This window comes from Tenacibaculum sp. M341, from assembly GCF_004337695.1.
Taxonomy (GTDB): Bacteria; Bacteroidota; Bacteroidia; order Flavobacteriales; family Flavobacteriaceae; genus Polaribacter.
In genome coordinates, this window is record NZ_SJXJ01000014.1 from 15603 (window position 1) to 41968 (window position 26366).

Below are 26366 nucleotides of genomic sequence, written 5' to 3' on the forward strand. Positions count from 1 at the left end.
TTATTTAAAAACTTTAATTATGAAAAACAAACTATTACTATCTCTATCACTTTTCTTAACTATTTTTTCTGTTTTTTCTCAAAAGGAAATAAAAAATGCTACTGTTGAAAAAACAATTTTTGGTTTACAAACAGGGTTATTTGGGGCTTGGGCTTACAACGAAACAAGATTAGCAGATGAAGTTTCTCTGAGGTCTGAAATTGGGATGAACTTAGGGATTTGGGGAGGTAGTTTTTATCCGAGAACTGGTTACATATTATACCCAACAGTATCAGTAGAACCTAGATATTACTATAACTTAAAAAGAAGAGTGAAATTAGGAAAAGAAATAGCTCACAATTCGGGAAACTATTTTAGTTTAAAAACAACTTACGGATCTGATTTGTTTGCTGTTTCAAATTATGATATAGTTGTAAATAACCACATAACTGTAGTTCCAAAATGGGGGTTAAGAAGAAGTTTTGCAAAGCATTTTGAATATGAATTTTCTACAGGAATAGGGTATGTTCATGATTTTGAAATTAATAAAGGAGGAGCATTTTTAGATATAGGATTTAGAATTGGATTTAGATTTTAAAGAACCTCAAAAGAAAAACTTTGTGAGAGTAACAAAGTTTTTCTTTTTTGTATATTGGGTTCAATATCTCAAGAATTATGAAAGTATATCATATTGCGAAAGCAAATTCAGTATTAAATAAATTCCTATCAGAAATAAGAGATCAAGACATACAGAAAGATCGTATGCGATTTCGAAGAAACATAGAAAGAATAGGAGAAGTATTAGCATACGAATTAAGTAAAAAACTGAATTATACTTCTAAAAATATTACTACATCACTTGGGGTAAAGAAAACCAACCTTTTTGAAAATGATCTTGTATTATGTTCTATTTTAAGAGCAGGTCTTCCGCTTCATGTAGGTATGCTGAATTATTTTGATGATTCTGAAAATGCATTTATTTCTGCTTACAGACATCACCCAAATAATGATGAAGAATTTGAAATAATAGTAGAATATTTTGCTTCTCCACCTATTGATAACAAAACATTGTTATTGATAGATCCGATGTTGGCAACTGGTAAATCATTGGTACATGTTTACGAAGCATTAAAAAACTACGGAAAACCAAAAGAAATTCATATTGTTTCTGTAATTGGTTCATTAGATGGTATAGATCATATCAAAAGTCATTTTCCAGAAGACACTTCTCTTTGGATTGCAGATATTGATCCTGACTTAAATGAATCTGGATATATTATTCCAGGTTTAGGAGATGCTGGTGATTTGGCGTATGGTCAAAAAATGTAATTAACTCTTAGATCTTACAGGAAATAGCTCCCAAAGCTAACTATTAAAAAAAGGATTAAAATAATATCAGCAAACCACTTTTTCTGAAAAAGTTCGAATCCATTAGCTAAAATAATAGCTGAAGGAAATAGAATGTATAAAATTTCAGTACCATTTCTGTCTTTTACAATAATTAAAAGTACCAAAGCAAGTAAAAAGTGAAAGCAAACAAGAATCCAGCTTTTTCTAAACTTATTTTTTACAGCAAGAGCTTTAGGTGTTTTTAAAAGTAAAGCAATAAAAGTAACTGAAAGAATTCCTGTTAATATTAATTTTAAAGGAAATTGATTGTAAAAAGTAAAATCATAATAAGTATACCAATAAAACAATTTATAAAAAGATTCTAAACTTTCATACCAAAAGGAGTAGGTAAAAAACAATATAACAGGCGAAACAAAACCTAAAATAGGAATAAATAACTTTTTAAAATCTACATGCTGATGTAGTATCATAGCCAAGTAAATAAAAAAAGAAAAAACAAGACTAAAAGGTTCAATTAAAAAAGAAATTCCTAACCATAAACCACTGTCAAAAAGTTTTTTAGTAATGTTTTTAGAAGATTGTAAACTGTATACTCTTCTCACAAAAATAACCAATACAAGATTAGAGTAAAAAAAAGAATTAACGTTTACAGTAGAAGGGAAACATCCTAATAAGAAAACAAAAAATAGAAAGAAATAAGAATTATCAAATGTTAAATTGTTTCTAGAGTTTACAAAATTAACAAATCCAAACAAGGCTAGGTACCAGCAAAATGTGCTAATATTTAAGCTAAAAGATATCTCTGTAAAAAAACCAATAACCAAATAACACACAAAAAGTGCGATTATAAACAAGGAATTAACAGGTTTTGTATTACTAAAAAAGTTGGTTAACATTTTTTCTTTTTATACTTTTGCAAACATAAAGATAATCAAGTTATGTTAGGATTAAATATTTTTAGATTAATTGGTGATTTATTCGAAGTTATATTAGCTCCATTTCAATACATTCGTTTAACACTTGCTAAAGGTAATGCTGGTTGGTGGACTTCGAATGCTATTAACTGGGTTTTCGTATTAATTCTTATCTTATTACTTACCTATTGGATGTCTCAAGCTTTAAAGTTTAAGAGAGAAGGAACAGAAGATAGAGCTTAATTACACTACTATTGGGAAGTAAAAATAAACTCAAACGTTTCAAAGAAAACGAAACGTTTGCAAATGTAATTCAGCCTACAAGAGAAGAGGTAACTACAGATTTCCGTTTCAAAGGAAAATGGAATACTTTTTTTAAAAATGACAATCCAATTGTATTAGAGTTAGGTTGTGGTAAGGGTGAATATACTGTTGCTTTAGCAGAAAAGAATCCAAATAAAAATTTTATTGGTATTGATATTAAAGGAGCGCGTTTTTGGCGTGGTGCAAAAACTGCTTTAGAAAACAATCTAAACAACGTTGCTTTTATTCGTACACAAATAGAATTAGTAGATTTTATTTTTGCTAAAAATGAAGTTGATGAAATTTGGATCACATTCCCAGATCCTCAAATAAAATACAAGCGTACAAAACATAGAATGACTAATTCTGAGTTTTTAAAAAGATACCATACTATTTTAAAGGTAGATGGTTGTATTAATTTAAAAACAGACAGTGAATTTATGCATGGCTATACTTTAGGATTGTTACACGGAGAAGGTCATGAAATATTACATTCAAATCACGATGTATACAAAAACCACTATTCTCCAGAAGAAGTAACAGGTACGCAAACATTCTACGAAAAACAATACCTAGAAATAGGAAAAGCAATTACTTATATTAAGTTTAAGTTGAATTATTAGGTTTAATGTTTTACATTAGACTTAATGATGAAAAAGATTATAGACTTTCTTCCTGAGAGAAAAGAGTTTTGCTTACTTATAAAATCGGCTTTTTCCGATGATTTTTGTGATAAAATAATTCAAGAGAGAAAGTATTTATTTAAAAAAGCAAATACACATTATCCTACGTCTTATAGAAATAACGAAAGGCAGATAGTAGATGATGAACATTTTTCAGAAAAGCTCTTTTCAACTATCTATAACTACATTCCTAATCAAATAGAGATAGAGGGAGTTAGTGATAAAGAAAAAGGATGTTGGAGTTTGGAAAGCTTGAATTCTAGAATTCGTATTTGCAGATATTTGCCAAATCAATATTTTAATAAGCATTTAGATGGTGTTTTTTATAAATCAGAAATAGAACAATCTAAGTTAACATTCATGATTTATTTAAATAGTCATGATGAATTTGATGGAGGAAAAACGTTGTTTTATGATTCTAAAGAGAGTGAAAGGATTATAGCAAGTTATAAGCCAGTGAGAGGAGATTTGATTGTTTTTGATCATAACTTATGGCATTCAGGTGAAATACTCCATAAGGGAGAGAAATATGTATTAAGAAGTGATATTATTTACAAAAAGATTAATAATTCGAATACTTCTCAAAGCAAGCTATATGAAGAAGGTCATTTAGGATATATCTGGAAAGCGTTAAATTTTAATGAAAACTTAATAACTAGTGGAAGGGATAAGAAAATAAAAATATGGAATAGTGTAGGAGAAAAAGTTTCTGAAACTTTGGCGCATGAAAACTCTATAATTAGTTTATTAAAATTGAATTCGAATACATTGATAAGTGCTTCTAGAGATAGTAGTATAAAAATATGGTATGTAAATGAAGTTAAAGATATTGTTTTAAGCAATAAATTAAATTTCCATACTGGGACGGTATTAGATTTATATAGAAAAAATGATTCAGAATTTCTCTCTGTTGGTTCAGATGGAATCGTGAATTTAATTTCGTCTAAAGGGAAATTAATAAAAAGTATAAAAGCTCATAATGAATGGATTTGGGGTATTTCGATTGTTAATGAAGACTACTTTCTGACAGTAGGGGAAGATGGGAATATGATAATTTGGTCTTTTAAAACTTTTGAAAAAGTCTTTGTTTGGAAAGAAAATGTTCCCATAACATCTGTTGCAGTAGGAGATAATTCTTGTATTTATTTAGGTAAATTTGATGGGTTAATTAGTAGGTTTTACATAGATTTTGAATCAGGAGATATTCAGAAATTAAAAGAGAAAAAATCTCACAAAGGAATTGTTAGAAGGTTAAAAGTAGAAGACAAGTTTTTGTATTCAGCAAGTGAAGACAATACACTAAAAATTTCAGAAAAGGATAGTTTAAACTTAATAAAAGAATTCAAGCATAAAAACTTTGTTCAAGATGTAGCGCTATTTAAAGATTACATTATTAGTGTATCTTACGATGGTCAAATATTAAAACATGAAAGAGTCAGATAATTTTTTCGAAAGAGTATACGAAGTAGCTCGTTTAATTCCACATGGAAGAGTAACAAGTTACGGAGCAATTGCTAAATATTTAGGAGCAGCACGTTCAGCTAGAATGGTAGGTTGGGCTATGAATAACTCAAGCGGAAAGGAAGTACCTGCACATCGAGTAGTAAATAGAAAAGGAATACTAACAGGAAAGCATCATTTTGAAGGAACCAATTTAATGCAACAATTATTGGAAAGTGAAGGAATAGAGGTAGTTGAAAATCAAATTCAGAATTTCAATACGCTTTTTTGGGATCCAATGAAAGAACTTTCCTAACAACTAGATTTTAGTAATTTTCCATTATTTCACCCTATACATCTATAAGTAAACCTAATTTATCAAGCTTTCTTATCTGAACTGTAAGCATTATCTTTGTATCGCAACTAAACATTAGTAAATTAAGCGTAAAGCAATTATTCAGAATGAAGTTTAAAAAAGAAGACATATACAAGGCACTCGAAACAATAACTGCTCCTGGAGAAGGGAAAAGTTTGGTAGAGAATGAAAACGTTAAAAACATAGTAACGTTTGGTGATGAGGTAATTGTAGATGTAACCATAAGTAATCCTACATTACAGGCAAAAAAGAAAATTGAAACTGAAATAAAAAAAGCGATTAACTCACAAGTAAGTGAAACAATTCAGGTAAAAGTGAATGTGAAAACAGAAGCAAAACCTAAAGAAGAAGTTAATCAAATCAGAGGTAAAGAAATACCAAATATCAAAAATATTATAGCTATTGCTTCAGGTAAAGGAGGAGTAGGTAAATCAACCGTTACAGCAAACGTTGCAATTACATTAGCAAAAATGGGATTCAGTGTTGGTGTTTTAGATGCAGATGTTTATGGACCATCACAACACATAATGTTTGATGTAGAAAGAGAACGTCCACTTTCTGTTAAGGTAGAAGGACGCTCTAAAATGAAGCCAGTAGAAAATTACGGAGTAAAATTACTTTCATTAGGTTTTTTTACCAATCCGAGTCAAGCCGTAATTTGGAGAGGACCAATGGCTTCTAAAGCATTAAATCAATTAATTTTTGATGCTGATTGGGGAGAGTTAGATTTCCTTTTAATTGACTTACCACCAGGTACAGGAGATGTGCATTTATCAATCGTACAAGCTTTACCAATTAACGGAGCAGTAGTAGTAAGTACACCACAAAATATAGCTTTAGCAGATGCTAAAAAAGGTGTGGCAATGTTTCAACAAGAAGCTATTAATGTACCAGTTTTAGGAATCATAGAAAATATGGCTTATTTTACTCCAGCAGAATTACCAGACAATAAGTATTATATTTTTGGTCAAGATGGAGCTAAAAATTTAGCTGAAGACATAAACACAACTTTCTTAGGAGAAATTCCAATCGTACAAAGTATTAGAGAAGGAGGAGATGTAGGGCACCCAGTTGCATTACAAACGGATACACCTTTAGAAAATTCTTTTAACGAAATTACTAAAGAAGTTGTATCGCAATTAATAAAAAGAAATGCTAACTTACCGCCTACAGAAGTAGTTCGTATTACGACTATGAGTGGATGTAGCACTAAATAAAAAGAGAAATGAGTACAGAAATTCAAAATAAAGTAGAAGAAGCCTTAGAAGAAATCCGTCCTTTTTTAATAAGTGATGGAGGAAATATTAAGTTAATATCTATAGAAGATAACGTTGTAAAAGTACAATTAGAAGGTGCTTGTAGCGGTTGTTCTGTAAATCAAATGACTTTAAAAAATGGAGTAGAAGCAACTATTAAAAGACATGCTCCAGAAATAGAAGAGGTTGTTAATATAGCTTAACATCTGGGCGTTCGGGCGGGCTTTCGTTACTTGCTTTTTATAAATTTTTAAAATTTATAAAAGAGCTCAAACATGCCACTCAATCCCTAACGCAAAACATAAAATAAACATTAAGTATTCCGCACATTGTTGCGGAATACGAGTATAAACAAACAACATTTTTATCGCAATGATAAAGACAGATATATTAATTATAGGTGCAGGTCCTACAGGGTTATTCACTGTTTTTGAAGCAGGACTACTAAAGTTACGTTGCCATTTAATTGATGCATTACCACAACCAGGAGGGCAGTGTTCAGAAATTTACCCTAAAAAGCCAATTTATGATATACCTGCATATCCAGAAATTTTAGCAGGTGATCTTACAGATAAATTAATGGAGCAAATCAAACAATTTGAACCAGGTTTTACTTTAGCTGAGCGTGCAGATACTATTGAAAAACAAGAAGACGGAACATTTATTGTAACAACTAACAAAGGAACAAAACATCAAGCCCCTGTAGTTGCAATTGCAGGTGGTTTAGGTAGTTTTGAGCCTAGAAAGCCACCTATAGCTAATATTGCAGCATATGAAGGTAATGGTGTTGAATACATGATTAAAGAGCCAGAAGTATATCGTGATAAAGATGTAGTAATTGCAGGTGGAGGAGATTCTGCTTTAGATTGGTCTATTTTCTTAACCGATGTGGCAAAATCAGTAACTTTAATTCATAGGAGAAATGAGTTTAGAGGCGCTTTAGATTCTGTTGATAAAGTACAAGAACTTAAAAATGAAGGAAAGATTAATTTAATTACTCCAGCCGAAATTAAAGCAATTATAGGTGAAGGAAAAGTAGAGGGTGTAGAGGTACATAAAAAAGACGAAGAGCCTTTTGTAATTAATACTGATCATTTTATACCATTATTTGGTTTGTCACCAAAGTTAGGTCCTATTGCAAATTGGGGATTAGAGATTGAGAAAAATGCAATTAAAGTAAACAATGCATTAGATTATCAAACCAATATTGAAGGAATTTATGCTATTGGCGATGTAAATACGTATCCTGGTAAGTTAAAACTAATACTTTGTGGATTCCATGAGGCAACATTAATGTGTCAGAGCGCTTACAAACGTATCCATCCAGATAAAAAGTATGTAATGAAATATACAACAGTTGGTGGTGTAGAAGGTTTTGATGGTACTAAGAAAGAAGCACCAAAAGCAGTAGTTAAAAAAATTGAATAACATATAAAGACCTCACAGATTTTTAAAACCTGTGAGGTCTAATAATTTTAAAATTGAAATTTATGAGTAAAGGAAGAGAACTTTTAGGAGTAATTAATTGTTTAGGTCATGGATACGGAACAACAATTTCATTTTTTGATCTTTTTGTATTTGCGACTTTTTCGTTTATAATAATTACAATGTTGCTAACGTATTATAGTACTTTAAATAAGAAGCGTTTTAAAGATGATAAAGATCAAATTACAAATAACAAAATAAGTTGGTTCACAACAGTAAATGTAATCTCTGTAGTGTTTTTGTTATTCGTAATGATGTCGTCTTTTGAGAGACTAATAAATTATAACAGTGTTTTGATGTTAATTTCTTTAGGCTTGTCAATATTCTATTTGAATTATTTTCACAATAAAGAATTTTTTAAAGTCAAAAAAGTTTTTAAAAAGTTTCATATGATGGATACACCAATATACAAATCAAACAAAGATGTATTGTTACAGGACGTAAAAGTAGAAGGAGTATATTTAGCTAACACACAAAAGCTGTCTGTTTGGGCTAAGTTTACAGTTTATTTATTAATAGTTTTGGCAATAACAACGCCTTTATACCAGCTTTTCGGAATACAACATTTTATATAAAATAAAGACTTCACGGGTTTTGAAATTTTTGAGGTCTAAATGTGTAGATACTACAGATGGAAAATCAAGACATAACAATAAAAATAACAGATAGAGAAGGTGTAACTCATGAAATTCAGGCGCCTACAGATATGAACATGAATTTAATGGAGGTTGTACGTTCGTTCGAGCTAGCTCCAGAAGGTACTGTCGGTATTTGTGGCGGAATGGCAATGTGTGCTTCATGTCAGTGTTATGTAAAATCAAATCATGAACTTCCAGAAATGTCTGATGAAGAAGATGCGATGTTAGCTGAAGCTTTTTATGTAGAGGATAATAGTCGTTTAGGTTGCCAAATTCAGATGACACCAGATTTGGAAGGTTTAGAGGTGGAATTAGCTCCTGAAAGTTAATTTTTAATTATTCTAAATAAATTATATATTTGTGGCGTGAATAGTTTAGATGTTGAAACATATAATATGATGCTGGAAAAGATTACACTTTGTAGGTATAGATTGGTAACAAAAAATAAAGAAATTGATCTGAATTTTCCACAATTGCTCCAATTACGACAAAAAGTAAACGAGTTAACAACTCCGGAGAAGTTGTATGACATCATAGAAAGTGAGAATTTTGTACTACTTTTTGTAGCAGACAAGCAACATTTATTGTATTTAGATATTCCTCAACTTCTTGATTTAAAGGAGGAAATTTTATGCTTTTTCTCTTGTCCTAAATTGGTTTTAATCTAAATAATATACTTATTTAGACTTTTTTTAAATTTTGATTTCCAGTTTTTTAAGGTTCCTATTTATCGTACCTTTATATAAAATAATTTTCGATGGAAACAATAGTAAGAAAGCAAATGATAATTCATCCAGACGTGATGGATTTATTAAATAATCAAATCGCATTAGAAATGAAAGCTTCTGCTTCTTATTTAGCTATGGCTTCTTGGTGCGATCAACGTGAATTGTTAAACAGTAAAGCCTTTTTCTACAAACAAGCAGAAGAAGAAAGAGAGCATGCAATGAAAATCTTTGAGTTTGTTAATGATAATGGAGGTTCAGCAATTTCACCAAGTGTAAATAACATAAACAACGATTTTGATAGCTTAAGAGGTATTTATGAAGCTTCTTTAGATCAAGAAATTAATGTAACACAATCTATTTTTAATATCTTCAAAACAGCTAGAAAAGTAGACGATTTTGTAACTGAAATATTTTTACAATGGTTTATTACAGAGCAAGCTGAAGAAGAAGACAAGTTTAGGAGTCTTATTGATGTGTTTGATTTAATGGAAGGAATGCCATTAAAAATGATCGATGAAAGATTACCAAAAGAATAATTTTCACTCCGCATTACGATAACGATGTGTAAAGTTTCAAAATCTCGAGTAGTATTGCTCGAGATTTTTTTATTTAATTAAATAACGGTTCTATTTCTCCAATCCATTTTTCCAATCGTTCCTGAGTCAATTCAGGTTGATTATCTTCATCAATAGCTAAACCATAAAATAAATCTTCATTTTCAATTTTGGCTTTTGATTCTGTAAAATCATAAGTATCAGTAGACCATTTTCCAATAATCTTTCCACCATTTTTAATAATAACTTCAGCTAACATTCCTACACCATCAATAAAATATTCACCATAACCATATTGATCACCTAAGCCAAAAAGAGCTACCGTTTTGTTGGTAAAGTCTATTGTTTTAAAGTCGTCATAAAAGTTCTCCCAATCACTTTGTAAATCACCATCGTACCAAGTTGACAAACCTAAAATAAGTTGATCAAATCTACTAAAGTCATTTATACTCACAACAGAAGCTTCAATTACTTCAATATCAACATCAATTAAATCAACAATAGTATGAGTAACTTCTTCAGTCATTCCAGTGTCAGAACCATAAATTAAACCTACTTTTTTCATTTTTTTAATATTACAATATTATACTTTCTTTCTAATTTATCACCTGTTTTACTGATAGCTTCTTCTTTCTTTTCATGAATAGATGCTATGTGCAAATCTGTATTTAGAATAAGTTGTTCAAAACTATCTTTGTTGTAAAGAGTGAATTTTTCTTTAACAAAGGGAAGTTTTTCCATAAAACTTTTGTCAGCAAAACAAATAGAACAGGTTCCATTTAATCTCAAAACTCTACTAATTTCATTTAAAAATAGTTTTGGCTTTCTCCAAAAATAAATAGTATTTATGGTTGCTATTTTATCAAAGCTGTTGCTCGCATAAGGTATTATAATACCATCATATAGCTTAAAATAACTACTATTAGTATTCTTTTGTTGCTTTTTGGCTTCTAAATACATTGTTTCAGATATTTCGATTCCGTGATAAGTTATATTTTCAGCCAATGAAAAAACGTATTCCAAATGTGAGCAATTGCCATGACCAATTTCTAGTACATGATCATCATTCACTAAATTCAATGTGTCAAAAGAAGCTTTCGTCATGCTAAAGTTTCTTTCATGCATTTTTTCTCCCATTTGAATACCTTCAATCCCTTTTGGATTAGAAAGTTGTTGTTCTATTTTGAGAAGATCATGAGTAGTAGTCTCTTTCATTTTAAATATATAATTTATCACAAAATTAACTTATTTAGATTTAATTAAAATAAAACTATAGGTTAATACTTTCATAAACTGTTTATTTTAAAGCAGAATTTATAAGAGATTAACGTAGTACTTAAGTAAAAAAGACTAGTTTTCTGTATATTTGTGCATGAACAACTAAAGATCTTATAATGTATTGGTTAGGCTTACTATCGCATTTAAAGTTTATGATAAAACGAAACCCAGAGTAGTTTTTGTTTAATGTAACAAGTAATCAGTTTAAAAACTTGTTGGTGTTTATATTTAATAAACATCAATACAGGTAATATTAATACATTAACGAATTATAAAATGCCTTTTTATCATAAATTAGGAAAAATACCACCAAAGCGTCATACACAATTTCGCAAACCAAACGGAAATTTATACTATGAGCAATTATTTGGTACTATAGGGTTTGATGGAATGTCTTCGAATTTATACCATGAACATCGCCCAACTCAAGTAAAAGAGATTAAAAAACAATATTCTGTAGCTCCCAAAATAGCTAAACATAATAACATTCAATCGTACCGATTTAGAGGATTTCAAGTGCCTCAAGAGAATGATTATTTAGAAAGTAGAAAAATAGTATTAACAAACTCTGATTGTAATATTATTTTATCGGCTCCAAAACAATCTACAACCGACTACTTTTACAAAAATACAGATGCTGATGAAGTAATTTTTGTACATAAGGGAACAGGAAAATTAAGAACTCATATGGGAAATCTTGATTTTAAATATGGAGATTATCTAGTAATTCCTCGTGGAATGATTTATAAGCTAGATTTTGATACAGAAGATAATCGCTTGTTTATTGTAGAATCTTACAGACCTGTTTATACTCCGAAGCGATATAGAAACTGGTTTGGACAATTATTAGAGCATGCTCCTTTTTGCGAACGTGATATTCGTCAACCACAAGAATTAGAAACACACGATGAAGAAGGGGATTTTTTAATAAAAATAAAGAAGCAAGACGAAATTATAGAAATGGTATATGCTACACATCCTTTTGATGTAGTTGGTTATGACGGATTTAATTATCCATATGCTTTTTCTATTCATGATTTTGAACCTATAACAGGTAGAATTCATCAACCGCCACCAGTGCATCAAACATTTGAAACAGATGCGTTTGTGATTTGTAGTTTTGTACCTCGTTTATACGATTACCATCCAAATTCAATTCCAGCACCATATAACCATAGTAATATAGATTCTGATGAAGTATTGTATTATGTTGATGGAGATTTTATGAGTAGAAATGATATAGATGCAGGTCATATTTCATTACATCCAGCAGGAATACCTCATGGTCCACACCCTGGAGCTACTGAAAGAAGTATTGGAAAAACAGAAACAGAGGAGTTAGCAGTAATGGTTGATACGTTTAAACCATTAAAGGTAACAGAAGAGGCAATGAAGATTGCAGATGAAGACTATTATAAGTCATGGTTGGAGTAACACTTTAATGTATCAATTTAGAAGCTAGAAAAGAGAAATAAGAAAAAAGACAAATTAAAATGAACAATAGAAAAAGACATAATTATAAGAACCTTAAAATTTGGAATTTAGGAGTTGAGATTGTAGATGACGTATATAAGACTACTGATTTATTCCCAAAAGAAGAAAAATTTGGTTTAGTATCTCAAATTAATAGATGTTCAGTTTCTATTCCTAGTAATATAGCTGAAGGATCATCGAGAACTGATAAGTCTTTTTCTCATTTTTTAGATATTTCCCTAGGTTCATCATTTGAACTGGAAACACAATTAATAATTGCTTTTAAAAGAAATTATATAACAAATGAACAAATAGAAAAGTTAGAGTATAAAATAGCAGAGTTTCAAAAAATGACAATGAGTTTTCAAAATAAACTATAAAGTCTCTTATCTCTATTCTAATTTCTCTATTCAAATTAAGACTAACAATGAGTAATAAAGAAATAAAATCAGTAAACTACGGTTTAGAAAAAATATTTGAAGGAGCACAAGATTTCCTTCCACTTTTAGGAACAGATTATGTTGAGTTTTATGTAGGTAATGCAAAACAGTCTGCTCACTATTATAAAACAGCATTCGGATTTCAATCATATGCTTACAAAGGATTAGAAACAGGATCTACTGATTCAGTAAGTTATGTGTTAAAACAAGATAAGATTCGTTTAGTTTTAACAACACCATTAAATAGTAAATCACCAATTAATGATCATATAGTTAAACATGGTGATGGCGTAAAAGTTGTAGCACTTTGGGTAGAAGATGCTCGTAAAGCTTGGGAAGAAACTACAAAACGTGGTGCAAAGTCTTATATGGTACCTACTGTAGAGAAAGATGAGCATGGAGAGGTAGTAAGAGCAGGTATTTTTACTTACGGAGAAACAGTTCATATGTTTGTAGAGCGTAAAAATTATAATGGAGCTTTTTTACCAGGCTTCATGGAATGGAAATCAGATTACAATCCACCATCAGCAGGTTTAAAATATATTGACCACATGGTTGGAAACGTAGGTTGGAACCAAATGAATAAATGGGTGAAATGGTATGAAGATGTAATGGGATTTGTAAACTTTTTATCTTTTGACGACAAACAAATACATACCGAGTATTCAGCTTTAATGAGTAAAGTAATGAGTAACGGTAATGGACGTATTAAGTTTCCTATAAATGAGCCAGCTAAAGCAGCAAAACGTTCGCAAATTGAAGAGTATTTAGATTTTTATGAAGGTGAAGGAGTGCAGCATATTGCAGTTGCTACTGACGATATAGTAAAAACAGTAAGTCAGTTAAAAGCAAGTGGAGTAGAGTTTTTACCGCCTCCACCACAGTCATATTACGATATGATTCCAGAACGTTTAGGTGAGCATATGGAAATAATGAAAGAAGATATTTCTAAATTACAAGAATTATCTATCTTGGTCGATGCGGATGAAGAGGGGTATTTATTACAGATTTTTACAAAACCAGTTGAAGATAGACCAACATTGTTTTTTGAAATAATTCAAAGAATGGGAGCAAGAGGATTTGGAGCTGGTAATTTTAAAGCGTTGTTTGAATCAATAGAAAGAGAACAACAACGAAGAGGAACTTTATAAAAAATTAGATACCAGAGCAAAGAACCAAGAGTCAAGACATTATTTTGTCTTGTATCTTGGTTCTTATTTCTCTAATCTTATACTTTAAAAGAAACAAATGAACAAAGAGGAGCTTTTAAAAGCCATTGAAGAAAAATACGAAAAGCTAGGTGTACCTGTAGAGGCAATGCTAGAAGGATTGTTATGGAGTAAGCCAATTACATATTGGGATTATATTCAAACAGATGCATTATTAGGCTTACAAATACCAAGAACAACAGAGCCAGATGAAATGGTGTTTATCATGTATCATCAGGTAAATGAATTGTTATTTAAAATGGTATTATGGGAAATAGATCAGGTAGCGAAGAGTAATGAAATATCTGCAGAAAAGTTTTCAAAGCATTTAATGAGAATTAGTCGTTATTTTGATGTGCTATGCAATTCATTCAATGTAATGGCTGAGGGTATGGATGTAGATCAGTATTTAAAGTTTAGAAATACTTTAACTCCTGCTAGTGGATTCCAGAGTGCTCAATATAGAAAAGTAGAATTCGCATCAACAGAATTAATTAATTTAATTGATGTAAGATTTAGAGGTTCTATTGATCGTAATTCGTCTTTTAAAAATGCTTACGACCATTTATACTGGCAAGCTGCTGGTAAAAATTATACTACCGGACAAAAAACGACACTTCTTACTTTATTTGAGAAAAAATATATGGGTGAATTTATAGAGTTTATGGAAGATTATAACGATATAAATTTATCAAAGAAGTTTCAGCAATTACCACAAGAAATTCAAGAAGATGAAGCTTTAGTAAAAGCAATGAGACATTACGATTATACAGTAAATGTAAAATGGGTAATGGCACATTATAATGCTGCGGGTAAATATTTAGGAGGAAGCGATAAAGATATTGAAGCAACAGGAGGAAGTAGTTGGCGTAAATATTTACATCCAAAATACCAAAGAAGAGTATTTTTCCCTTACTTATGGAGTAAAGAGGAATTAGAAAATTGGGGAACTTTTTAAAAAATAACTTGCTTTTTGGCTATTCAAGAAATAAAAACATATGATTTTCAAAACGTTTTTTCACTACAGTTAGTAGATTTTGAAAAAGCGTGTGTTGTTAATGAACCTAAACAGGTTGATGATTATAAAATTTTTTGGATAAAAGAAGGTAAGGGAGTTTATAATATTGATTTTAAGAGTTATTCTTTTGATGGGAATGTATTGTTTTTCCTTTCTCCAGGTCAGGTTTTTACAGTAGAGTCTGAAAAGATTAAGGAAGCATATCAATTAAATTTTACGAAAGATTTTTATTGCATTCAAACGCACGATACTGAAATAGCGTGTAACGGAGTGCTGTTTAATAATGTATATGAAACACCTTTTGTGGTTCCATCACAAAAAGATACTAATAAGCTTAATTTTATTTTAGAAAGTTTAATCGAAGAATTCGAGTTAGATGAAACGGCTCAATATGATATGTTGCAGTCGTTTTTAAAACAATTTATAATTTATTCAGTAAGAATAAAAAAAGAGTTTGACACTATTAAAGAAGACGCTGAAACTAAATTATTCAAAGATTTTAGCTTATTAGTAGAGCAAAACTTTAAAAAACTGCATAGCGTAACAGATTATGCTAACAGATTAGGAGTGTCGCCAAAATCACTTACAAAACACTTTCAAAAAATAGGCACACAAACACCAAGTGATTTTATTAAAAGTAGAATTATAACAGAAGCTAAACGATTGTTAATATATTCTACAGAACCAGTAAAGCATATCGCTTTTGAGTTGGGTTTTAATGATCCAGCTTATTTTTCACGCTTCTTTACAAAATCTGAAGGAAGCTCTCCAGCACAATTTAAAAAACAAACAAAACATAATTAGTCTACTGTTAAAATATATTTGAAGACGGATTTTAATTGTTTGTCTACTTGTTCATTTTAGTATTGTTATATGGATTAGTTTAATGCTAGAATTAATCTTAAATCACAACAATCATGTTTAAAAACATTTCGAAATTAGGAACGGTATTAAAGGTAAATGAATTAAAAAAAGTTAATGGAGGAATACGCTTTTGTCAGTATTATCTTTTTAATGTAACAGAAACAGTATGTCAATATTATAATGGTCATTATTTTCCACATGACAGTAGATGTTTAGTTGGGGATCCTCAATGTGATGCTCCAGTTCCTGTTGAATTATAATGACATCTATTTTAAATGTAATGAGATTTAGTTGAAAAGTGAAGCTATTTAAAACGGTATTAATTTATATAATAATAAATAACGTTTAGTTTTCATTTTTGTAAAACATTGTCAAAATCACTCTAAAAATCACTTTTTAGAGTGATTTTTTATTTAAAAAAGAATAAGTCCAAGACAAAGGAACTTTTGTCCAATTTTTGAGGAGTGATTCGGTTGCATCTTTGTATCAGAATTAAAAACCAAGAATTATGAGAGCAGAATATCATCATTGTCCGAATTGTTGGGGATACCAAGAATACGACGAACAAACAGAATTAAGTAATAAAGAATTAAATTAAAAATAAAGAAATTATGAGTACAAGAATTGAAACATTAAACCCAGAAACAACAACAGGAAAATCTAAAGAATTATTTGACGCAGTTCAAAACAAATTAGGATTTATTCCAAACCTTATTAAAGTATTTGGTAATTCTCCAGCAACTTTACAAAGTTATTTGTCATTAGGAGAGTTAACAGCAAGTGGTAACTTTTCAAATAAGTTTAGAGAGCAATTAGCTTTAGCTATTGCAGAAGAAAACAACTGTAACTACTGTTTATCTGCTCATACAGCAATAGGGAAAATGAACGGTTTAACAGATGAGCAAACAGAATTAAATAGACAAGGTCGTTCTGCGGATGCTAAAACAGAAGTAGGATTAAAATTAGCTCAAAGTATTACAAAACACAGAGGAAATATTTCTACAGAAGAGCTTAATGAAGCTAAAGCTGCAGGGTATACTGATGGAGATATTTTAGAAATTGTTTTAAATGTGGTTTCTAATACATTAACAAATTATGTAAACCATATTGCAGAAACAGAAATTGATTTTCCAAAAGTAGAAGCAGGAAAATTCTCAGTGAATTCATAAAACAAAAAACAATAAAAATTATTTAAATATTTAAACACTAAAATCATGAAAAAATTTATCGCAATATTATTCTTTGCTGTTGGAGTAGCATTTAATGTAAACGCACAAGAAGCTAAAACTGTAGCATTAGAACAAACAAAAGGAGAGTTTACTCAAAAAGCATTAACATTATCAGAAGGAACTTACATTTTTGAAATTGCAAATTCAAATGTAGGTATTGACGTAGGATTTGTATTAGCTCCAAAAGGAAAAACTGATCAAGCAAATCATATTCAAAATGCGTATGTTACTTCATTAGTAAAAAACAATTCAAAGTCAACTTCTAAGAAAGTAACATTAAAAAAAGGAGAGTATGTGTATTTCTGTCCTTTAAATAAAACCCCACAATACACGCTAATTGTAGAGTAAATAATTGAGGTTATTTTGCATGTATAAAAATCGAAAGAGAAATCTTTCGATTTTTTTTTTGAAAAAAAGGTAGGGTAAAAAAAAGTATGGCTGTACTATATGCGTATAACAGTAAAATAATTAAAAATGAGGTTTATAAAATTACCTTTTATAGCATGTTTATGTTTATTTATAAGTTGTATTAGTGAAGAAAATGTAGTAGTGAATCCAGGGGCTTCACAAGAGGAAGAAGGTATAATTGTAAAATTCGATTTTGAAGAAGGTAATGAAGGTTTTGTAGGGCATTATTTAGGAGATGCAATAGAAGATGAAGTAGTTACCGATTTAGATGGGGTTGATATAACTTGCGGAACCCTTTACAGAGGTGAGAGCTCAGATTTTGGAGAATGGAAAGGATATGACTTCAAAGGAAATGATACTCATTTTTTAGGATTAGACATGGGAAGATGTGGAGGATATTTTGATGCAGCTGTAAAAACACAGTTTATTATTAATAAAGATTTAGCTAAAGAAAAAACAAAAATTAAGTTTAAATATTACATGCCAGGTGATTTTACTGATTGGGGTAATAATACTTATGAAGTAAATATTTACATAGAAAAAAGCGATGTGCAATATTCAGGGGAAGATTCTGAGTTTAAATATGTAGAAAAGTTTAAAGTATCAGTAGATGAAAAAGGTTGGGTAGCTTATGCTAAAAACCTTTCAAATGATTTACCACAAGGAGCTTATAACTTAGTAGTTGAAATTGTAGGATCATCTGCTGCTGTTGATGATATAAGATTGGTAGAAGAAGAGGAATAAAGTTAAAGTTAGTTGATTTTCCACAAAGTGATAAGCAGTAGTTAAACATCATGTTTGTTATTAACGTTTAAACTACTGCTTTAACTTAAAAATCAGAACGTTGATAAGGTAAACTTTATAAAAAAAATGTAATTTTGCCTTAATGAAAGAAAGTGAGAAATCATTATGTGAATCGAAGGTATTCGAAGAAGTTTATAAAACTCATGTAACAGCTTTGCGCAACTATGTCTACTACAAATCAGGAGATATAGATGTGGCTGAAGATATTGTTCAAGAGTGTTTTATGAAAATATGGAAGAATTGTGCTAAAATTATTTTTTCAACAGTAAAATCGTTGTTGTATAAAATGGCATCTAATTCTTTTTTAAACATGGTTTCTCATAAAAAAGTAGTTTTAGAGCATCAAAAATTATCAGTAAACAATAAAAACTCAACAAATGAAAATCCTGAGTTTTTATTAGAAGAAAAAGAGTTTTTGAAAAAACTACAAAACGCAATTGCAGATTTATCTGACAAAGAGAGAGAAGTTTTTTTATTAAATAGAATAGATAAGAAAAAATACAGAGAGATAGCTGAATTACTAAACATATCAGTAAAAGCAGTAGAGAAGAGGATGAGCAGTGCTCTTAAGAAGTTACGAACAAAAATAGAAGGGATATAAGTTGATGGAAAATCAAGAATTCGACATGTTATTAAACAAGTATATTGAGGGATCTATTTCTTCTACTGAATTGGACATATTAAAATCATTAGAAGAATTTAATAGTTACCAAAAAATATTAGATTATTCTACAGAGTTTAAAGCGCCAACAATTGATGTAGATGCTTCATTTAAAAACTTTTTAGCGAAAACTGAAAAGGAAGAGAAAAATGAGGTGCCTGTATTTACGCTAAAAAGAAGTTATATAGTTTCTGGTATTGCAGCAGCTCTTTTATTATTTTTTGGTTTGTTTCAGTTTTTAAACTTTAATAAAACTTATGAAACAGGTTTTGGAGAGCAATTAGCAGTTATGTTACCAGATAGTTCAGAGGTAGTTTTAAATGCGAGTTCATCTGTATCATTTAGTGAGAAAAAATGGAATGAAACAAGAACGATAAATCTTGAAGGAGAAGCATTTTTTAAAGTAAAAAAAGGAAGCAAATTTACAGTAGTTACCAATGAAGGTAATGTGAGTGTTTTAGGAACACAGTTTAATGTAAACGAATATAAGAACTTCTTAGAAGTACAGTGTTTTGAGGGTAAGGTGTTGGTTGAGAGAAACAATAAAAAACACATTTTAACAAGAGGAAAGGCAGTACGACAGATTAATGAAGATGAATTTGAAGAGTGGAATTTTGTTGAAAGTAATCCTTCTTGGAAAAACTTTGAAAGCACATTCAATAATACTCCACTTGTATTTATTATAGAAAATATGAAAAAAATGTATGGGGTAGAAGTCGTTTCAGAAAATATAAATCTTGAGAAACGTTTTTCAGGGAGCATATCTAATACAGATATAAAAATAGCTTTAGAAACAATTTCTAATTCTATGAATCTTAATTACTCCATAGAAAAAAATAAAGTGATACTTCGAAATAAATAGAATGTTTAAATTTAAGCTGTTAATCATCTCTTTCTTGTTAGCAACTACAATTTTTGCACAAGAAAAAGAGAAGGTGTCTTTAAAAGAGATATTAAATACTCTTGAAAACACATTTAATATCAAGTTTTCATTTTCTGAAGAAGTGGTGAATTCTAAATCGATGTTTCTTAAGAAAAATGACAAAGAGTTATTAAGTAAACTGTTGTCTGAAATAGAGTTAAAAACAGGATTAGAAATAAAAAAAATTAGCGACCGTTATTACACCGTATCTGAAAAGCTTGATAAAATAACTATTTGTGGTTATATATATGATGCTGAAACTAAACAAGTACTTACAGATGCTACCGCAATTACGAATACAAATAAAGGTGTCGGAACAAATTCAAAAGGATATTTTGAATTAAAAAATCTTCAAGCTAAAGATTCAATAACCATATCATTTATAGGATATACTGATATTAAAAAATCAGTTAGAGATTTACCACAAGGAGACTGCGTTAAGTTATTTTTACAAGAAGATGTTAATACGCTAAATGAAGTAATTATTTCTAGCTATTTAACAAATGGAGTTGTAAAGAAAAACGATGGTGCAATTACGTTAATTCCTAGAAAACAAGGGGTTTTGCCTGGTTTAACTGAGGCAGATGTATTGTTAAGTACTCAGCAATTACCAGGAATACAAAGCCCAATAGAAAATGCATCAGGAATTCATATTAGAGGTGGAACTCCAGATCAGAATTTAATTTTATTTGATGGAATAAAATTATACAATACCTCTCACTTTTTTGGATCAATTTCAGCGTTTAACCCTTATGTTGTTGATAATGTTACAGTGTATAAAAATGCATCAAATGCGAAATATGGAAATCATATTGCTGGGGTTATAGATATTGAAACCATGACAGATGTTCCTGAAAAAATGAGCATTGGAGCAGGTTTTAATTTTACCAATGCAGATGTAAATGCAACTATTCCGATAGGTAAAAAATTAGGAGTGCAGTTTTCTTTCAGACGTTCAATTTCTGATTTGTTAGATACTCCAACGTTTGATAAACTTTCTCAAAAAGTATTTCAAAATACAGCAATTGCTGATGGAGAAACACAGGCAGAAGAACAGCCTTTTATAGAAGATGAAAATAATTTTAGTTTCATTGATTTTAATACCAAAGTAATTTATCAACTTAACGATAAGAATAAAATATCACTACAACAAATTAGAATTAAAAATGATTTGGAGTATGAATTGAACAACGAGGCTGATAATCAATCTCGATTCGATTTTATTGACATTCAAAATGAAGGTTATGGTATAACTTGGAATAGAGATTGGAACGAAAATTTATCTCAAGAAACAGGGGCGCATTATACAAATTATAAGTTGTTTTATGATGGTAACAAAAAAAGAGATAATATAATTTATGATTCAACAATCAAGAACAATGAGATTAAAGAATTTACTTTTAGTACTATTTTTAATCAAAAGTTAAATGATATAAGTGAACTTAATTTTGGTTATCAATTTACACACAGTGATATTTCATTTAGTTTAGAACAAGAAAACACAGATTTTCCTTCAAGTACTACTAATAAAGATAAAAAGATAAATAATCAACAAACATTATTGGCAGAATATGTGTTAAGTAAATCCAAAAAATATAATTTTAATATTGGAGGTCGTGTTAGCTATATGCCTTTATTAAAGAAGACTTTTTTAGAACCTAGGGTATATGGAAGAGTTCAGGTACTTCCATCTTTTTGGTTAAATGCTTCAGGAGAGATAAAACAGCAATATACAAGTAAAATTATTGAGTTTTTTACTTCTGATTTTGGTTTAGAAAATGAATTGTGGGCAATTTCAAATGGTAAAGATATTCCTGTTTTAAAAAGTCAACAAGTAACTTTTGGAGTATTATTTGAAAAAAAGGGGTGGTTGTTAGATACAGAGGCCTATTATAAAAAAGTAGATGGTTTAACTTCATTATCAACAGGATTTGACAATACGAGTGGAGAGAGTATTTATAATGGAAATGCAACAATTTTAGGTGTTGATGTATTGGCGAAAAAAAATTGGAATAAAGATATAAGTACTTGGATAAGTTATAGTTTTGGAGAGAGTACCTTAGATTCTTTTGGTTTTAATCAAGGAAAGTCTTTTAAAGGGAATTTTAATATTTCTAATTCATTATACGTAGCTCAACAAATTGGTTTTGGAAATTTTGATTTTTCTTTGGGATGGACATTTAGGAATGGTTTACCATTTAGTGAAGTTGTAAATAGCGAACTGTCAGAAGCTCAGTTTGAAATACAAGAATTAAAAGGTTTTAATCAGAGTTCGTTGCCTCATTTTCATCGTTTAGATGCCTCCGCAACGTATGAATTTTATTGGAATAAGAAACGAAATATAAAATCCAAAGTAGGAGTTTCATTCATTAATATTTATGATCGAAGAAATATTTTAAGAAGGACCTATGAGAAAACTAAAGACCCTGTTACGTCTTCTAAATTAATAAATACTGTAGATACGTTTTCATTAGGTTTTACTCCTAACGTAGTATTTAGAATTCAGTTTTAGTTATAAAATTGCTAATTAATTTTTTTGGAACAGTAATTGTCGTACTTTTTTTATAAGTTTGAGATTATGAAAAACAAAATTCTAATTTTTACAATTCTATTAAGTACAATATTAAGCTTTAGTCAAGAAAAAGTTACAGCTTTTCAAGACGGAGAATGGCTTAGGTATAGAATGAGTTACAGCGGATTTTTAAAAGCAGGAACTGCAACTTTAGAACTTAAAGAAGAAAATTTAGAAGGTAAAAAGGTATTGCATGCGTTGGGTCATGGAGAAACTTCTAGTGTTGTTGGATGGTTTTTTAAAGTAGACGATACTTATGAAAGTTATTTTGATGTAGAAGAAGTAAAACCTTACTTGTTTAAAAGAAAAATTGATGAAGGAGGATATAAAAAACATAAGCATGTAACTTTTGATTATGATAAAAACACTGCTTTTGTAGAAGATTTTATCAGCAAAAAAGACACCATCATATCTATTAATGGTCCACAAGATATGATTTCAACATTTTACTTTTTAAGAAATCATGATACTAAAAACATGAAAAAAGGAGATGAAATAGATGTTGATATGTTTTTAGACAATAAAAATTTCCCTTTTAAACTTCATTTTTTAGGTTACGAAACTCTTAAAACCAAGTTTGGTAAAATTAAAACACAAAAATTTAGACCTTTGGTACAAGCAGGAAGAGTTTTTAAAGCCAATGAAAGTGTTACACTTTGGATTACTGCTGATGATAATAAAATACCAATTAAAATGAAAGCTTCTTTGGCTGTAGGTTCTTTGAGGGCTGAATTAGAGGCTTATAAAGGATTGGCTAACCCATTCGAAATCGTTTTCGACTAAATTAGTGTTAGTTAGTTGTTAAAGTAACACGCCCAAATACTTTTATTTGTACATTTGCTTTTGTCATAAAAATAAAAAAAGCAAATTTTTGAGAACTAAACACTACATCTATTCATTCCTATTTGTAATTGTTTTTTTTCTTGCTTGTAAAGGAGAAAAAGCAGAGGAGGCACCAGAGCCAATTGTTGAAGTAAAAGAACCGGAACAAGATATTAGATATGGTTTTGATTTTAATAAATTTAAAGTTGTAAATGATACCATAAAAAATGGAGAAAGCTTTGGGGTTATTTTAGATAGACATCATGTATTGTATCCAAAAATCAATAAAATTGCTACGATTATAAAAGATACTTTTGATGTTAGAAAAGTGAGAGCAGGAAAACCCTACACAATTTTGGCTTCAAAAGATTCATTAGAAGCAGCACAAGTGTTTATTTACAAGGTAAATAGAGTAGAATCTACGATAGTAAAGTTTAAAGATTCAGTAATCGAGGCCTATACATATAAAAAACCTATCAGAGTTTTGGAAAGAGAAGTGTCAGGAAAAATAGTAGATAATTTTTCACAAGCATTAGATACTTTAGGTTACGGTCCAACTTTAGCAAATGAGGTAGCTGATATATATTCTTGGACTGTCGATTTTTACAGACTTCAAAAAGATGATACTTTTAAAATTATTTTCGAACAAAAATTTATCAATGATACGGTACCTGTTGGTTATGGAAAAGTAAAAGCAGCAGTCTTTAATCATAAAGGGAATGATTTGTATGCATATCACTATGTAAGTGATTCAATAAAAGGAAATGCTGATTATTATGATGATGAAGCAGGTTTACTTAGACGTCAATTTTTAAAAGCACCTATAAAATTTCAGTATAGAATATCATCAAGATATAATTTACGTAGAAGAATAAAATTATATGGTAATAAAATCAGACCACACTTAGGAACTGATTTTGCTGCGCCTTACGGAACACCAATTATGACTACTGCAAGTGGAACCGTAATAGAATCAGCAAGAAGAGGAGGAAATGGTAATTTTGTAAAGGTAAAGCATAATAGTACTTACACTACTCAGTATTTACATATGAAAAGAAGAAAGGTGAGAGTAGGAGATTATGTAAAACAAGGTGATATTATTGGATGGGTAGGAATGACTGGAAATACCAGTGGACCTCACGTATGTTATCGTTTTTGGAAAAATGGAAGACAAGTAGATCCCTTCAGACAAAAATTACCAACTGCCAAGCCAATGGCAGATAGTTTAAAACCTAAATATTTCGAGTTTATAAATCCGTTAAAACAACAATTAGATAGCATTCCATTGCCGTCGTTAACAGATCAAGAACCAGCACAAGAAATAGAAGACAAAACAATTGCACTCAAGAACTAATTAAATTATGGCTTTAATCAACACCAACCCAACGCAAACAGAATCTTGGAAAAAACTAACAGAACATTTTAATCAATTAAACACAACTACTCTTACTGAGCTTTTTCAAGAAGACAGTGATAGGGCTTCAAAGTTTAAGATAGCATTAGATGATGTTGAGTTAGATTATTCGAAAAATAAAATTTCAAAAGAAACATTAGATTTATTAGTTGGTTTAGCTAATGATGTACAATTAAAAGATGCAATTGAAAAATATTTTTCAGGAGATACTATAAATGCAACTGAAGGACGGGCAGTACTACATACTGCTTTAAGAAGTACTTCTGAAGAAGCTATACTAGTAGATGGTAAAGACATCAAACCTAAAGTACAAACTACTTTACGAAAAATAAGAGCTTTCAGTAATAAGGTCATTTCTGGAAAGTGGAAAGGATATACAGGTAAGAACATTACAGATGTAGTTAATATTGGTATTGGAGGATCTGATCTTGGTCCAGATATGGTAGTTGAAGCATTAAAGTTTTATAAGAATAAATTAAATGTACACTTTGTATCTAATGTAGAAGGAGATCATGTTGCAGAAGTATTACGTAAAATTAATCCAGAAACTACACTTTTTGTAATTGTATCTAAAACATTTACTACACAAGAAACAATTAGTAATGCCAACACCATTAAAAATTGGTTCTTAAAATCAGCTTCAATTTTTGATGTAGCCAAACACTTTGTTGCTGTATCTACAAATTTAGAAGCGGTTTATGATTTTGGTATCGATAAAAATAATGTTTTCCCAATGTGGAATTGGGTAGGAGGACGTTTCTCTTTATGGTCTGCAGTAGGTTTATCTATAAGTTTAGCTGTTGGTTTTGATAATTTCAAAGAGTTATTGCAAGGAGCTGAAGAGGTTGATAGTCATTTTAAAGAAGCAGAGTTTGATCAAAATATTCCTGTGGTTTTAGCATTGTTAAGCGTTTGGTATAATAATTTTTACGGAGCAGAAACTGAGGCTATTTTACCATACACACAATATTTATCTAAGCTACCAGCTTACCTACAACAAGCTATTATGGAAAGTAATGGTAAATCTGTAGATAGAAATGGAGATAAAATCACATATCAAACAGGAACTATTATTTGGGGAAGTACTGGAACAAATATGCAACATGCATTTATGCAATTAGTACACCAAGGAACTAAATTAATACCTGCAGACTTTATTGGTTATAAAGAAAGTTTACATGGATATGAAGATCATCATAGGAAGCTAATGGCAAACTATGAAGCTCAAATGCAAGCTTTAGCTTTTGGAAAAACAAAAGAGGAAGTTCATTTAGAGTTAAAAACAAATGGAGATTTAGATAAAGTAAATCAATTATTACCATTTAAAGTTTTTGAAGGTAACAGACCAAGTAATGCAATTTTATTTGACAAACTAACCCCAAAATCATTAGGAAAGCTAATTGCTATCTATGAACACAAGATTTTTGTTCAAGGAATTATCTGGAATATATACTCTTATGATCAGTTTGGAGTGGAGTTAGGAAAAGAGTTAGCTAAAAAAATACTAAAAAATTAGCTTAACATATGGTAATAACCCCTATTTTCTT

General features: G+C 29.9%; 31 protein-coding genes. 28 read left to right on the plus strand and 3 right to left on the minus strand.

Annotation, left to right across the window (positions count from 1 at the left end):
• Nucleotides 1-19: 19 nt before the first annotated feature.
• The gene (locus EYW44_RS15435; protein ID WP_132724671.1) at nt 20-577 is read left to right on the plus strand and encodes a hypothetical protein; all 558 of its coding nucleotides are present in this window, start codon (nt 20-22) and stop codon (nt 575-577) included.
• 77 nt (nt 578-654) lie between these two features.
• Nucleotides 655-1308 (plus strand): uracil phosphoribosyltransferase, encoded by a 654-nt coding sequence (gene upp, locus EYW44_RS15440; protein ID WP_132724673.1) that lies wholly within the window; start codon nt 655-657, stop codon nt 1306-1308.
• Between the two features lie 14 nt (nt 1309-1322).
• On the opposite strand, the gene EYW44_RS15445 is transcribed toward upp, so the two are convergent.
• On the minus strand, nt 1323-2225 hold the full coding sequence (locus EYW44_RS15445; protein WP_243643676.1) for a DUF6427 family protein: 903 nt from the start codon (nt 2223-2225) through the stop codon (nt 1323-1325).
• 42 nt (nt 2226-2267) lie between these two features.
• Between EYW44_RS15445 and EYW44_RS15450 the strand changes: the two genes are divergently transcribed.
• From EYW44_RS15450 to EYW44_RS15500, 11 genes are all read left to right on the plus strand, one after another.
• Nucleotides 2268-2486 carry a DUF6341 family protein gene (locus tag EYW44_RS15450; protein WP_132724677.1) on the plus strand — a complete coding sequence of 73 codons (219 nt, stop codon included), beginning with the start codon at nt 2268-2270 and terminating at the stop codon, nt 2484-2486.
• 11 nt (nt 2487-2497) lie between these two features.
• Complete coding sequence (gene trmB / locus EYW44_RS15455; RefSeq protein WP_132724679.1) at nt 2498-3169, plus strand: tRNA (guanosine(46)-N7)-methyltransferase TrmB; 672 nt, start codon at nt 2498-2500, stop codon at nt 3167-3169.
• 24 nt (nt 3170-3193) lie between these two features.
• A complete protein-coding gene (locus EYW44_RS15460; RefSeq protein ID WP_132724681.1) occupies nt 3194-4672 on the plus strand; it encodes a 2OG-Fe(II) oxygenase in 1479 nt (492 codons plus the stop codon).
• The gene (locus EYW44_RS15465; protein ID WP_132724683.1) at nt 4656-4985 is read left to right on the plus strand and encodes an MGMT family protein; all 330 of its coding nucleotides are present in this window, start codon (nt 4656-4658) and stop codon (nt 4983-4985) included. Before EYW44_RS15460 ends, EYW44_RS15465 begins: the two co-directional genes overlap by 17 nt.
• A 146-nt stretch (nt 4986-5131) precedes the next feature.
• Nucleotides 5132-6262 (plus strand): Mrp/NBP35 family ATP-binding protein, encoded by a 1131-nt coding sequence (locus tag EYW44_RS15470; RefSeq protein WP_132724685.1) that lies wholly within the window; start codon nt 5132-5134, stop codon nt 6260-6262.
• Nucleotides 6263-6270: 8 nt separating this feature from the next.
• On the plus strand, nt 6271-6504 hold the full coding sequence (locus EYW44_RS15475) for a NifU family protein (RefSeq protein ID WP_132724687.1): 234 nt from the start codon (nt 6271-6273) through the stop codon (nt 6502-6504).
• A gap of 169 nt (nt 6505-6673) precedes the next feature.
• Nucleotides 6674-7729 (plus strand): NAD(P)/FAD-dependent oxidoreductase, encoded by a 1056-nt coding sequence (locus EYW44_RS15480; protein ID WP_132724689.1) that lies wholly within the window; start codon nt 6674-6676, stop codon nt 7727-7729.
• Nucleotides 7730-7791: 62 nt separating this feature from the next.
• Nucleotides 7792-8361, plus strand: a complete 570-nt coding sequence (locus EYW44_RS15485) for a hypothetical protein (protein ID WP_132724691.1) — start codon at nt 7792-7794, stop codon at nt 8359-8361.
• Nucleotides 8362-8417: 56 nt separating this feature from the next.
• Nucleotides 8418-8753 (plus strand): 2Fe-2S iron-sulfur cluster-binding protein, encoded by a 336-nt coding sequence (locus EYW44_RS15490; protein ID WP_132724693.1) that lies wholly within the window; start codon nt 8418-8420, stop codon nt 8751-8753.
• Between the two features lie 36 nt (nt 8754-8789).
• Nucleotides 8790-9092, plus strand: coding sequence for a hypothetical protein (locus tag EYW44_RS15495; RefSeq protein ID WP_243643677.1), 303 nt, complete (start codon nt 8790-8792; stop codon nt 9090-9092).
• A gap of 89 nt (nt 9093-9181) precedes the next feature.
• On the plus strand, nt 9182-9688 hold the full coding sequence (locus tag EYW44_RS15500; RefSeq protein ID WP_132724695.1) for a ferritin: 507 nt from the start codon (nt 9182-9184) through the stop codon (nt 9686-9688).
• A 73-nt stretch (nt 9689-9761) separates the two neighbouring features.
• Here EYW44_RS15500 and EYW44_RS15505 read toward each other — a convergent pair whose 3' ends face one another.
• Nucleotides 9762-10271 (minus strand): flavodoxin, encoded by a 510-nt coding sequence (locus EYW44_RS15505; RefSeq protein WP_132724697.1) that lies wholly within the window; start codon nt 10269-10271, stop codon nt 9762-9764.
• Nucleotides 10268-10921, minus strand: a complete 654-nt coding sequence (locus tag EYW44_RS15510; RefSeq protein WP_132724699.1) for a class I SAM-dependent methyltransferase — start codon at nt 10919-10921, stop codon at nt 10268-10270. Before EYW44_RS15510 ends, EYW44_RS15505 begins: the two co-directional genes overlap by 4 nt.
• Nucleotides 10922-11260: 339 nt before the next feature.
• Here EYW44_RS15510 and EYW44_RS15515 point away from each other — a divergent pair, with 339 nt between their 5' ends.
• From EYW44_RS15515 to pgi, 15 genes are all read left to right on the plus strand, one after another.
• Nucleotides 11261-12418 carry a homogentisate 1,2-dioxygenase gene (locus tag EYW44_RS15515; protein WP_132724701.1) on the plus strand — a complete coding sequence of 386 codons (1158 nt, stop codon included), beginning with the start codon at nt 11261-11263 and terminating at the stop codon, nt 12416-12418.
• Nucleotides 12419-12477: 59 nt separating this feature from the next.
• Nucleotides 12478-12837, plus strand: a complete 360-nt coding sequence (locus EYW44_RS15520; protein ID WP_132724703.1) for a four helix bundle protein — start codon at nt 12478-12480, stop codon at nt 12835-12837.
• A 47-nt stretch (nt 12838-12884) separates the two neighbouring features.
• Nucleotides 12885-14048 carry a 4-hydroxyphenylpyruvate dioxygenase gene (hppD, locus tag EYW44_RS15525; RefSeq protein ID WP_132724705.1) on the plus strand — a complete coding sequence of 388 codons (1164 nt, stop codon included), beginning with the start codon at nt 12885-12887 and terminating at the stop codon, nt 14046-14048.
• Nucleotides 14049-14145: 97 nt separating this feature from the next.
• Nucleotides 14146-15063, plus strand: a complete 918-nt coding sequence (locus EYW44_RS15530; RefSeq protein WP_132724707.1) for a tryptophan 2,3-dioxygenase family protein — start codon at nt 14146-14148, stop codon at nt 15061-15063.
• A 15-nt stretch (nt 15064-15078) separates the two neighbouring features.
• Nucleotides 15079-15927 carry a helix-turn-helix domain-containing protein gene (locus tag EYW44_RS15535; RefSeq protein ID WP_132724709.1) on the plus strand — a complete coding sequence of 283 codons (849 nt, stop codon included), beginning with the start codon at nt 15079-15081 and terminating at the stop codon, nt 15925-15927.
• Nucleotides 15928-16040: 113 nt separating this feature from the next.
• Entirely contained in the window at nt 16041-16247 is a 207-nt protein-coding gene (locus tag EYW44_RS15540; protein ID WP_132724711.1) for a hypothetical protein, read from the plus strand.
• Nucleotides 16248-16598: 351 nt separating this feature from the next.
• Nucleotides 16599-17156, plus strand: coding sequence for a carboxymuconolactone decarboxylase family protein (locus EYW44_RS15545; RefSeq protein WP_132724713.1), 558 nt, complete (start codon nt 16599-16601; stop codon nt 17154-17156).
• A 45-nt stretch (nt 17157-17201) separates the two neighbouring features.
• Entirely contained in the window at nt 17202-17564 is a 363-nt protein-coding gene (locus EYW44_RS15550; protein WP_132724715.1) for a hypothetical protein, read from the plus strand.
• 126 nt (nt 17565-17690) lie between these two features.
• Complete coding sequence (locus tag EYW44_RS15555; protein ID WP_132724717.1) at nt 17691-18368, plus strand: hypothetical protein; 678 nt, start codon at nt 17691-17693, stop codon at nt 18366-18368.
• A 142-nt stretch (nt 18369-18510) separates the two neighbouring features.
• On the plus strand, nt 18511-19029 hold the full coding sequence (locus EYW44_RS15560; RefSeq protein ID WP_132724719.1) for an RNA polymerase sigma factor: 519 nt from the start codon (nt 18511-18513) through the stop codon (nt 19027-19029).
• A gap of 4 nt (nt 19030-19033) precedes the next feature.
• Nucleotides 19034-19951 (plus strand): FecR family protein, encoded by a 918-nt coding sequence (locus EYW44_RS15565; RefSeq protein ID WP_132724721.1) that lies wholly within the window; start codon nt 19034-19036, stop codon nt 19949-19951.
• 1 nt (nt 19952) lies between these two features.
• Nucleotides 19953-22523, plus strand: coding sequence for a carboxypeptidase-like regulatory domain-containing protein (locus EYW44_RS15570; RefSeq protein ID WP_132724723.1), 2571 nt, complete (start codon nt 19953-19955; stop codon nt 22521-22523).
• Nucleotides 22524-22589: 66 nt separating this feature from the next.
• Nucleotides 22590-23366, plus strand: a complete 777-nt coding sequence (locus EYW44_RS15575) for a DUF3108 domain-containing protein (protein ID WP_132724725.1) — start codon at nt 22590-22592, stop codon at nt 23364-23366.
• 88 nt (nt 23367-23454) lie between these two features.
• The gene (locus tag EYW44_RS15580) at nt 23455-24759 is read left to right on the plus strand and encodes a M23 family metallopeptidase (protein ID WP_207893803.1); all 1305 of its coding nucleotides are present in this window, start codon (nt 23455-23457) and stop codon (nt 24757-24759) included.
• A 7-nt stretch (nt 24760-24766) separates the two neighbouring features.
• Nucleotides 24767-26335, plus strand: a complete 1569-nt coding sequence (gene pgi, locus EYW44_RS15585) for a glucose-6-phosphate isomerase (RefSeq protein ID WP_132724727.1) — start codon at nt 24767-24769, stop codon at nt 26333-26335.
• Nucleotides 26336-26366 lie beyond the last annotated feature (31 nt).

What these genes read in the sequence shown, in the direction of transcription:
- EYW44_RS15435 (WP_132724671.1), top strand. Translation starts at nt 20, where the DNA reads ATGAAAAACAAACTATTACTATCTCTATCACTTTTCTTAACTATTTTT.
- upp (WP_132724673.1), top strand. Translation starts at nt 655, where the DNA reads ATGAAAGTATATCATATTGCGAAAGCAAATTCAGTATTAAATAAATTC.
- EYW44_RS15445 (WP_243643676.1), bottom strand. Translation starts at nt 2,225, where the DNA reads ATGTTAACCAACTTTTTTAGTAATACAAAACCTGTTAATTCCTTGTTT.
- EYW44_RS15450 (WP_132724677.1), top strand. Translation starts at nt 2,268, where the DNA reads ATGTTAGGATTAAATATTTTTAGATTAATTGGTGATTTATTCGAAGTT.
- EYW44_RS15460 (WP_132724681.1), top strand. Translation starts at nt 3,194, where the DNA reads ATGATGAAAAAGATTATAGACTTTCTTCCTGAGAGAAAAGAGTTTTGC.
- EYW44_RS15465 (WP_132724683.1), top strand. Translation starts at nt 4,656, where the DNA reads ATGAAAGAGTCAGATAATTTTTTCGAAAGAGTATACGAAGTAGCTCGT.
- EYW44_RS15470 (WP_132724685.1), top strand. Translation starts at nt 5,132, where the DNA reads ATGAAGTTTAAAAAAGAAGACATATACAAGGCACTCGAAACAATAACT.
- EYW44_RS15475 (WP_132724687.1), top strand. Translation starts at nt 6,271, where the DNA reads ATGAGTACAGAAATTCAAAATAAAGTAGAAGAAGCCTTAGAAGAAATC.
- EYW44_RS15480 (WP_132724689.1), top strand. Translation starts at nt 6,674, where the DNA reads ATGATAAAGACAGATATATTAATTATAGGTGCAGGTCCTACAGGGTTA.
- EYW44_RS15485 (WP_132724691.1), top strand. Translation starts at nt 7,792, where the DNA reads ATGAGTAAAGGAAGAGAACTTTTAGGAGTAATTAATTGTTTAGGTCAT.
- EYW44_RS15490 (WP_132724693.1), top strand. Translation starts at nt 8,418, where the DNA reads ATGGAAAATCAAGACATAACAATAAAAATAACAGATAGAGAAGGTGTA.
- EYW44_RS15500 (WP_132724695.1), top strand. Translation starts at nt 9,182, where the DNA reads ATGGAAACAATAGTAAGAAAGCAAATGATAATTCATCCAGACGTGATG.
- EYW44_RS15505 (WP_132724697.1), bottom strand. Translation starts at nt 10,271, where the DNA reads ATGAAAAAAGTAGGTTTAATTTATGGTTCTGACACTGGAATGACTGAA.
- EYW44_RS15510 (WP_132724699.1), bottom strand. Translation starts at nt 10,921, where the DNA reads ATGAAAGAGACTACTACTCATGATCTTCTCAAAATAGAACAACAACTT.
- EYW44_RS15515 (WP_132724701.1), top strand. Translation starts at nt 11,261, where the DNA reads ATGCCTTTTTATCATAAATTAGGAAAAATACCACCAAAGCGTCATACA.
- EYW44_RS15520 (WP_132724703.1), top strand. Translation starts at nt 12,478, where the DNA reads ATGAACAATAGAAAAAGACATAATTATAAGAACCTTAAAATTTGGAAT.
- hppD (WP_132724705.1), top strand. Translation starts at nt 12,885, where the DNA reads ATGAGTAATAAAGAAATAAAATCAGTAAACTACGGTTTAGAAAAAATA.
- EYW44_RS15530 (WP_132724707.1), top strand. Translation starts at nt 14,146, where the DNA reads ATGAACAAAGAGGAGCTTTTAAAAGCCATTGAAGAAAAATACGAAAAG.
- EYW44_RS15540 (WP_132724711.1), top strand. Translation starts at nt 16,041, where the DNA reads ATGTTTAAAAACATTTCGAAATTAGGAACGGTATTAAAGGTAAATGAA.
- EYW44_RS15545 (WP_132724713.1), top strand. Translation starts at nt 16,599, where the DNA reads ATGAGTACAAGAATTGAAACATTAAACCCAGAAACAACAACAGGAAAA.
- EYW44_RS15550 (WP_132724715.1), top strand. Translation starts at nt 17,202, where the DNA reads ATGAAAAAATTTATCGCAATATTATTCTTTGCTGTTGGAGTAGCATTT.
- EYW44_RS15555 (WP_132724717.1), top strand. Translation starts at nt 17,691, where the DNA reads ATGAGGTTTATAAAATTACCTTTTATAGCATGTTTATGTTTATTTATA.
- EYW44_RS15560 (WP_132724719.1), top strand. Translation starts at nt 18,511, where the DNA reads ATGAAAGAAAGTGAGAAATCATTATGTGAATCGAAGGTATTCGAAGAA.
- EYW44_RS15565 (WP_132724721.1), top strand. Translation starts at nt 19,034, where the DNA reads ATGGAAAATCAAGAATTCGACATGTTATTAAACAAGTATATTGAGGGA.
- EYW44_RS15570 (WP_132724723.1), top strand. Translation starts at nt 19,953, where the DNA reads ATGTTTAAATTTAAGCTGTTAATCATCTCTTTCTTGTTAGCAACTACA.
- EYW44_RS15575 (WP_132724725.1), top strand. Translation starts at nt 22,590, where the DNA reads ATGAAAAACAAAATTCTAATTTTTACAATTCTATTAAGTACAATATTA.
- pgi (WP_132724727.1), top strand. Translation starts at nt 24,767, where the DNA reads ATGGCTTTAATCAACACCAACCCAACGCAAACAGAATCTTGGAAAAAA.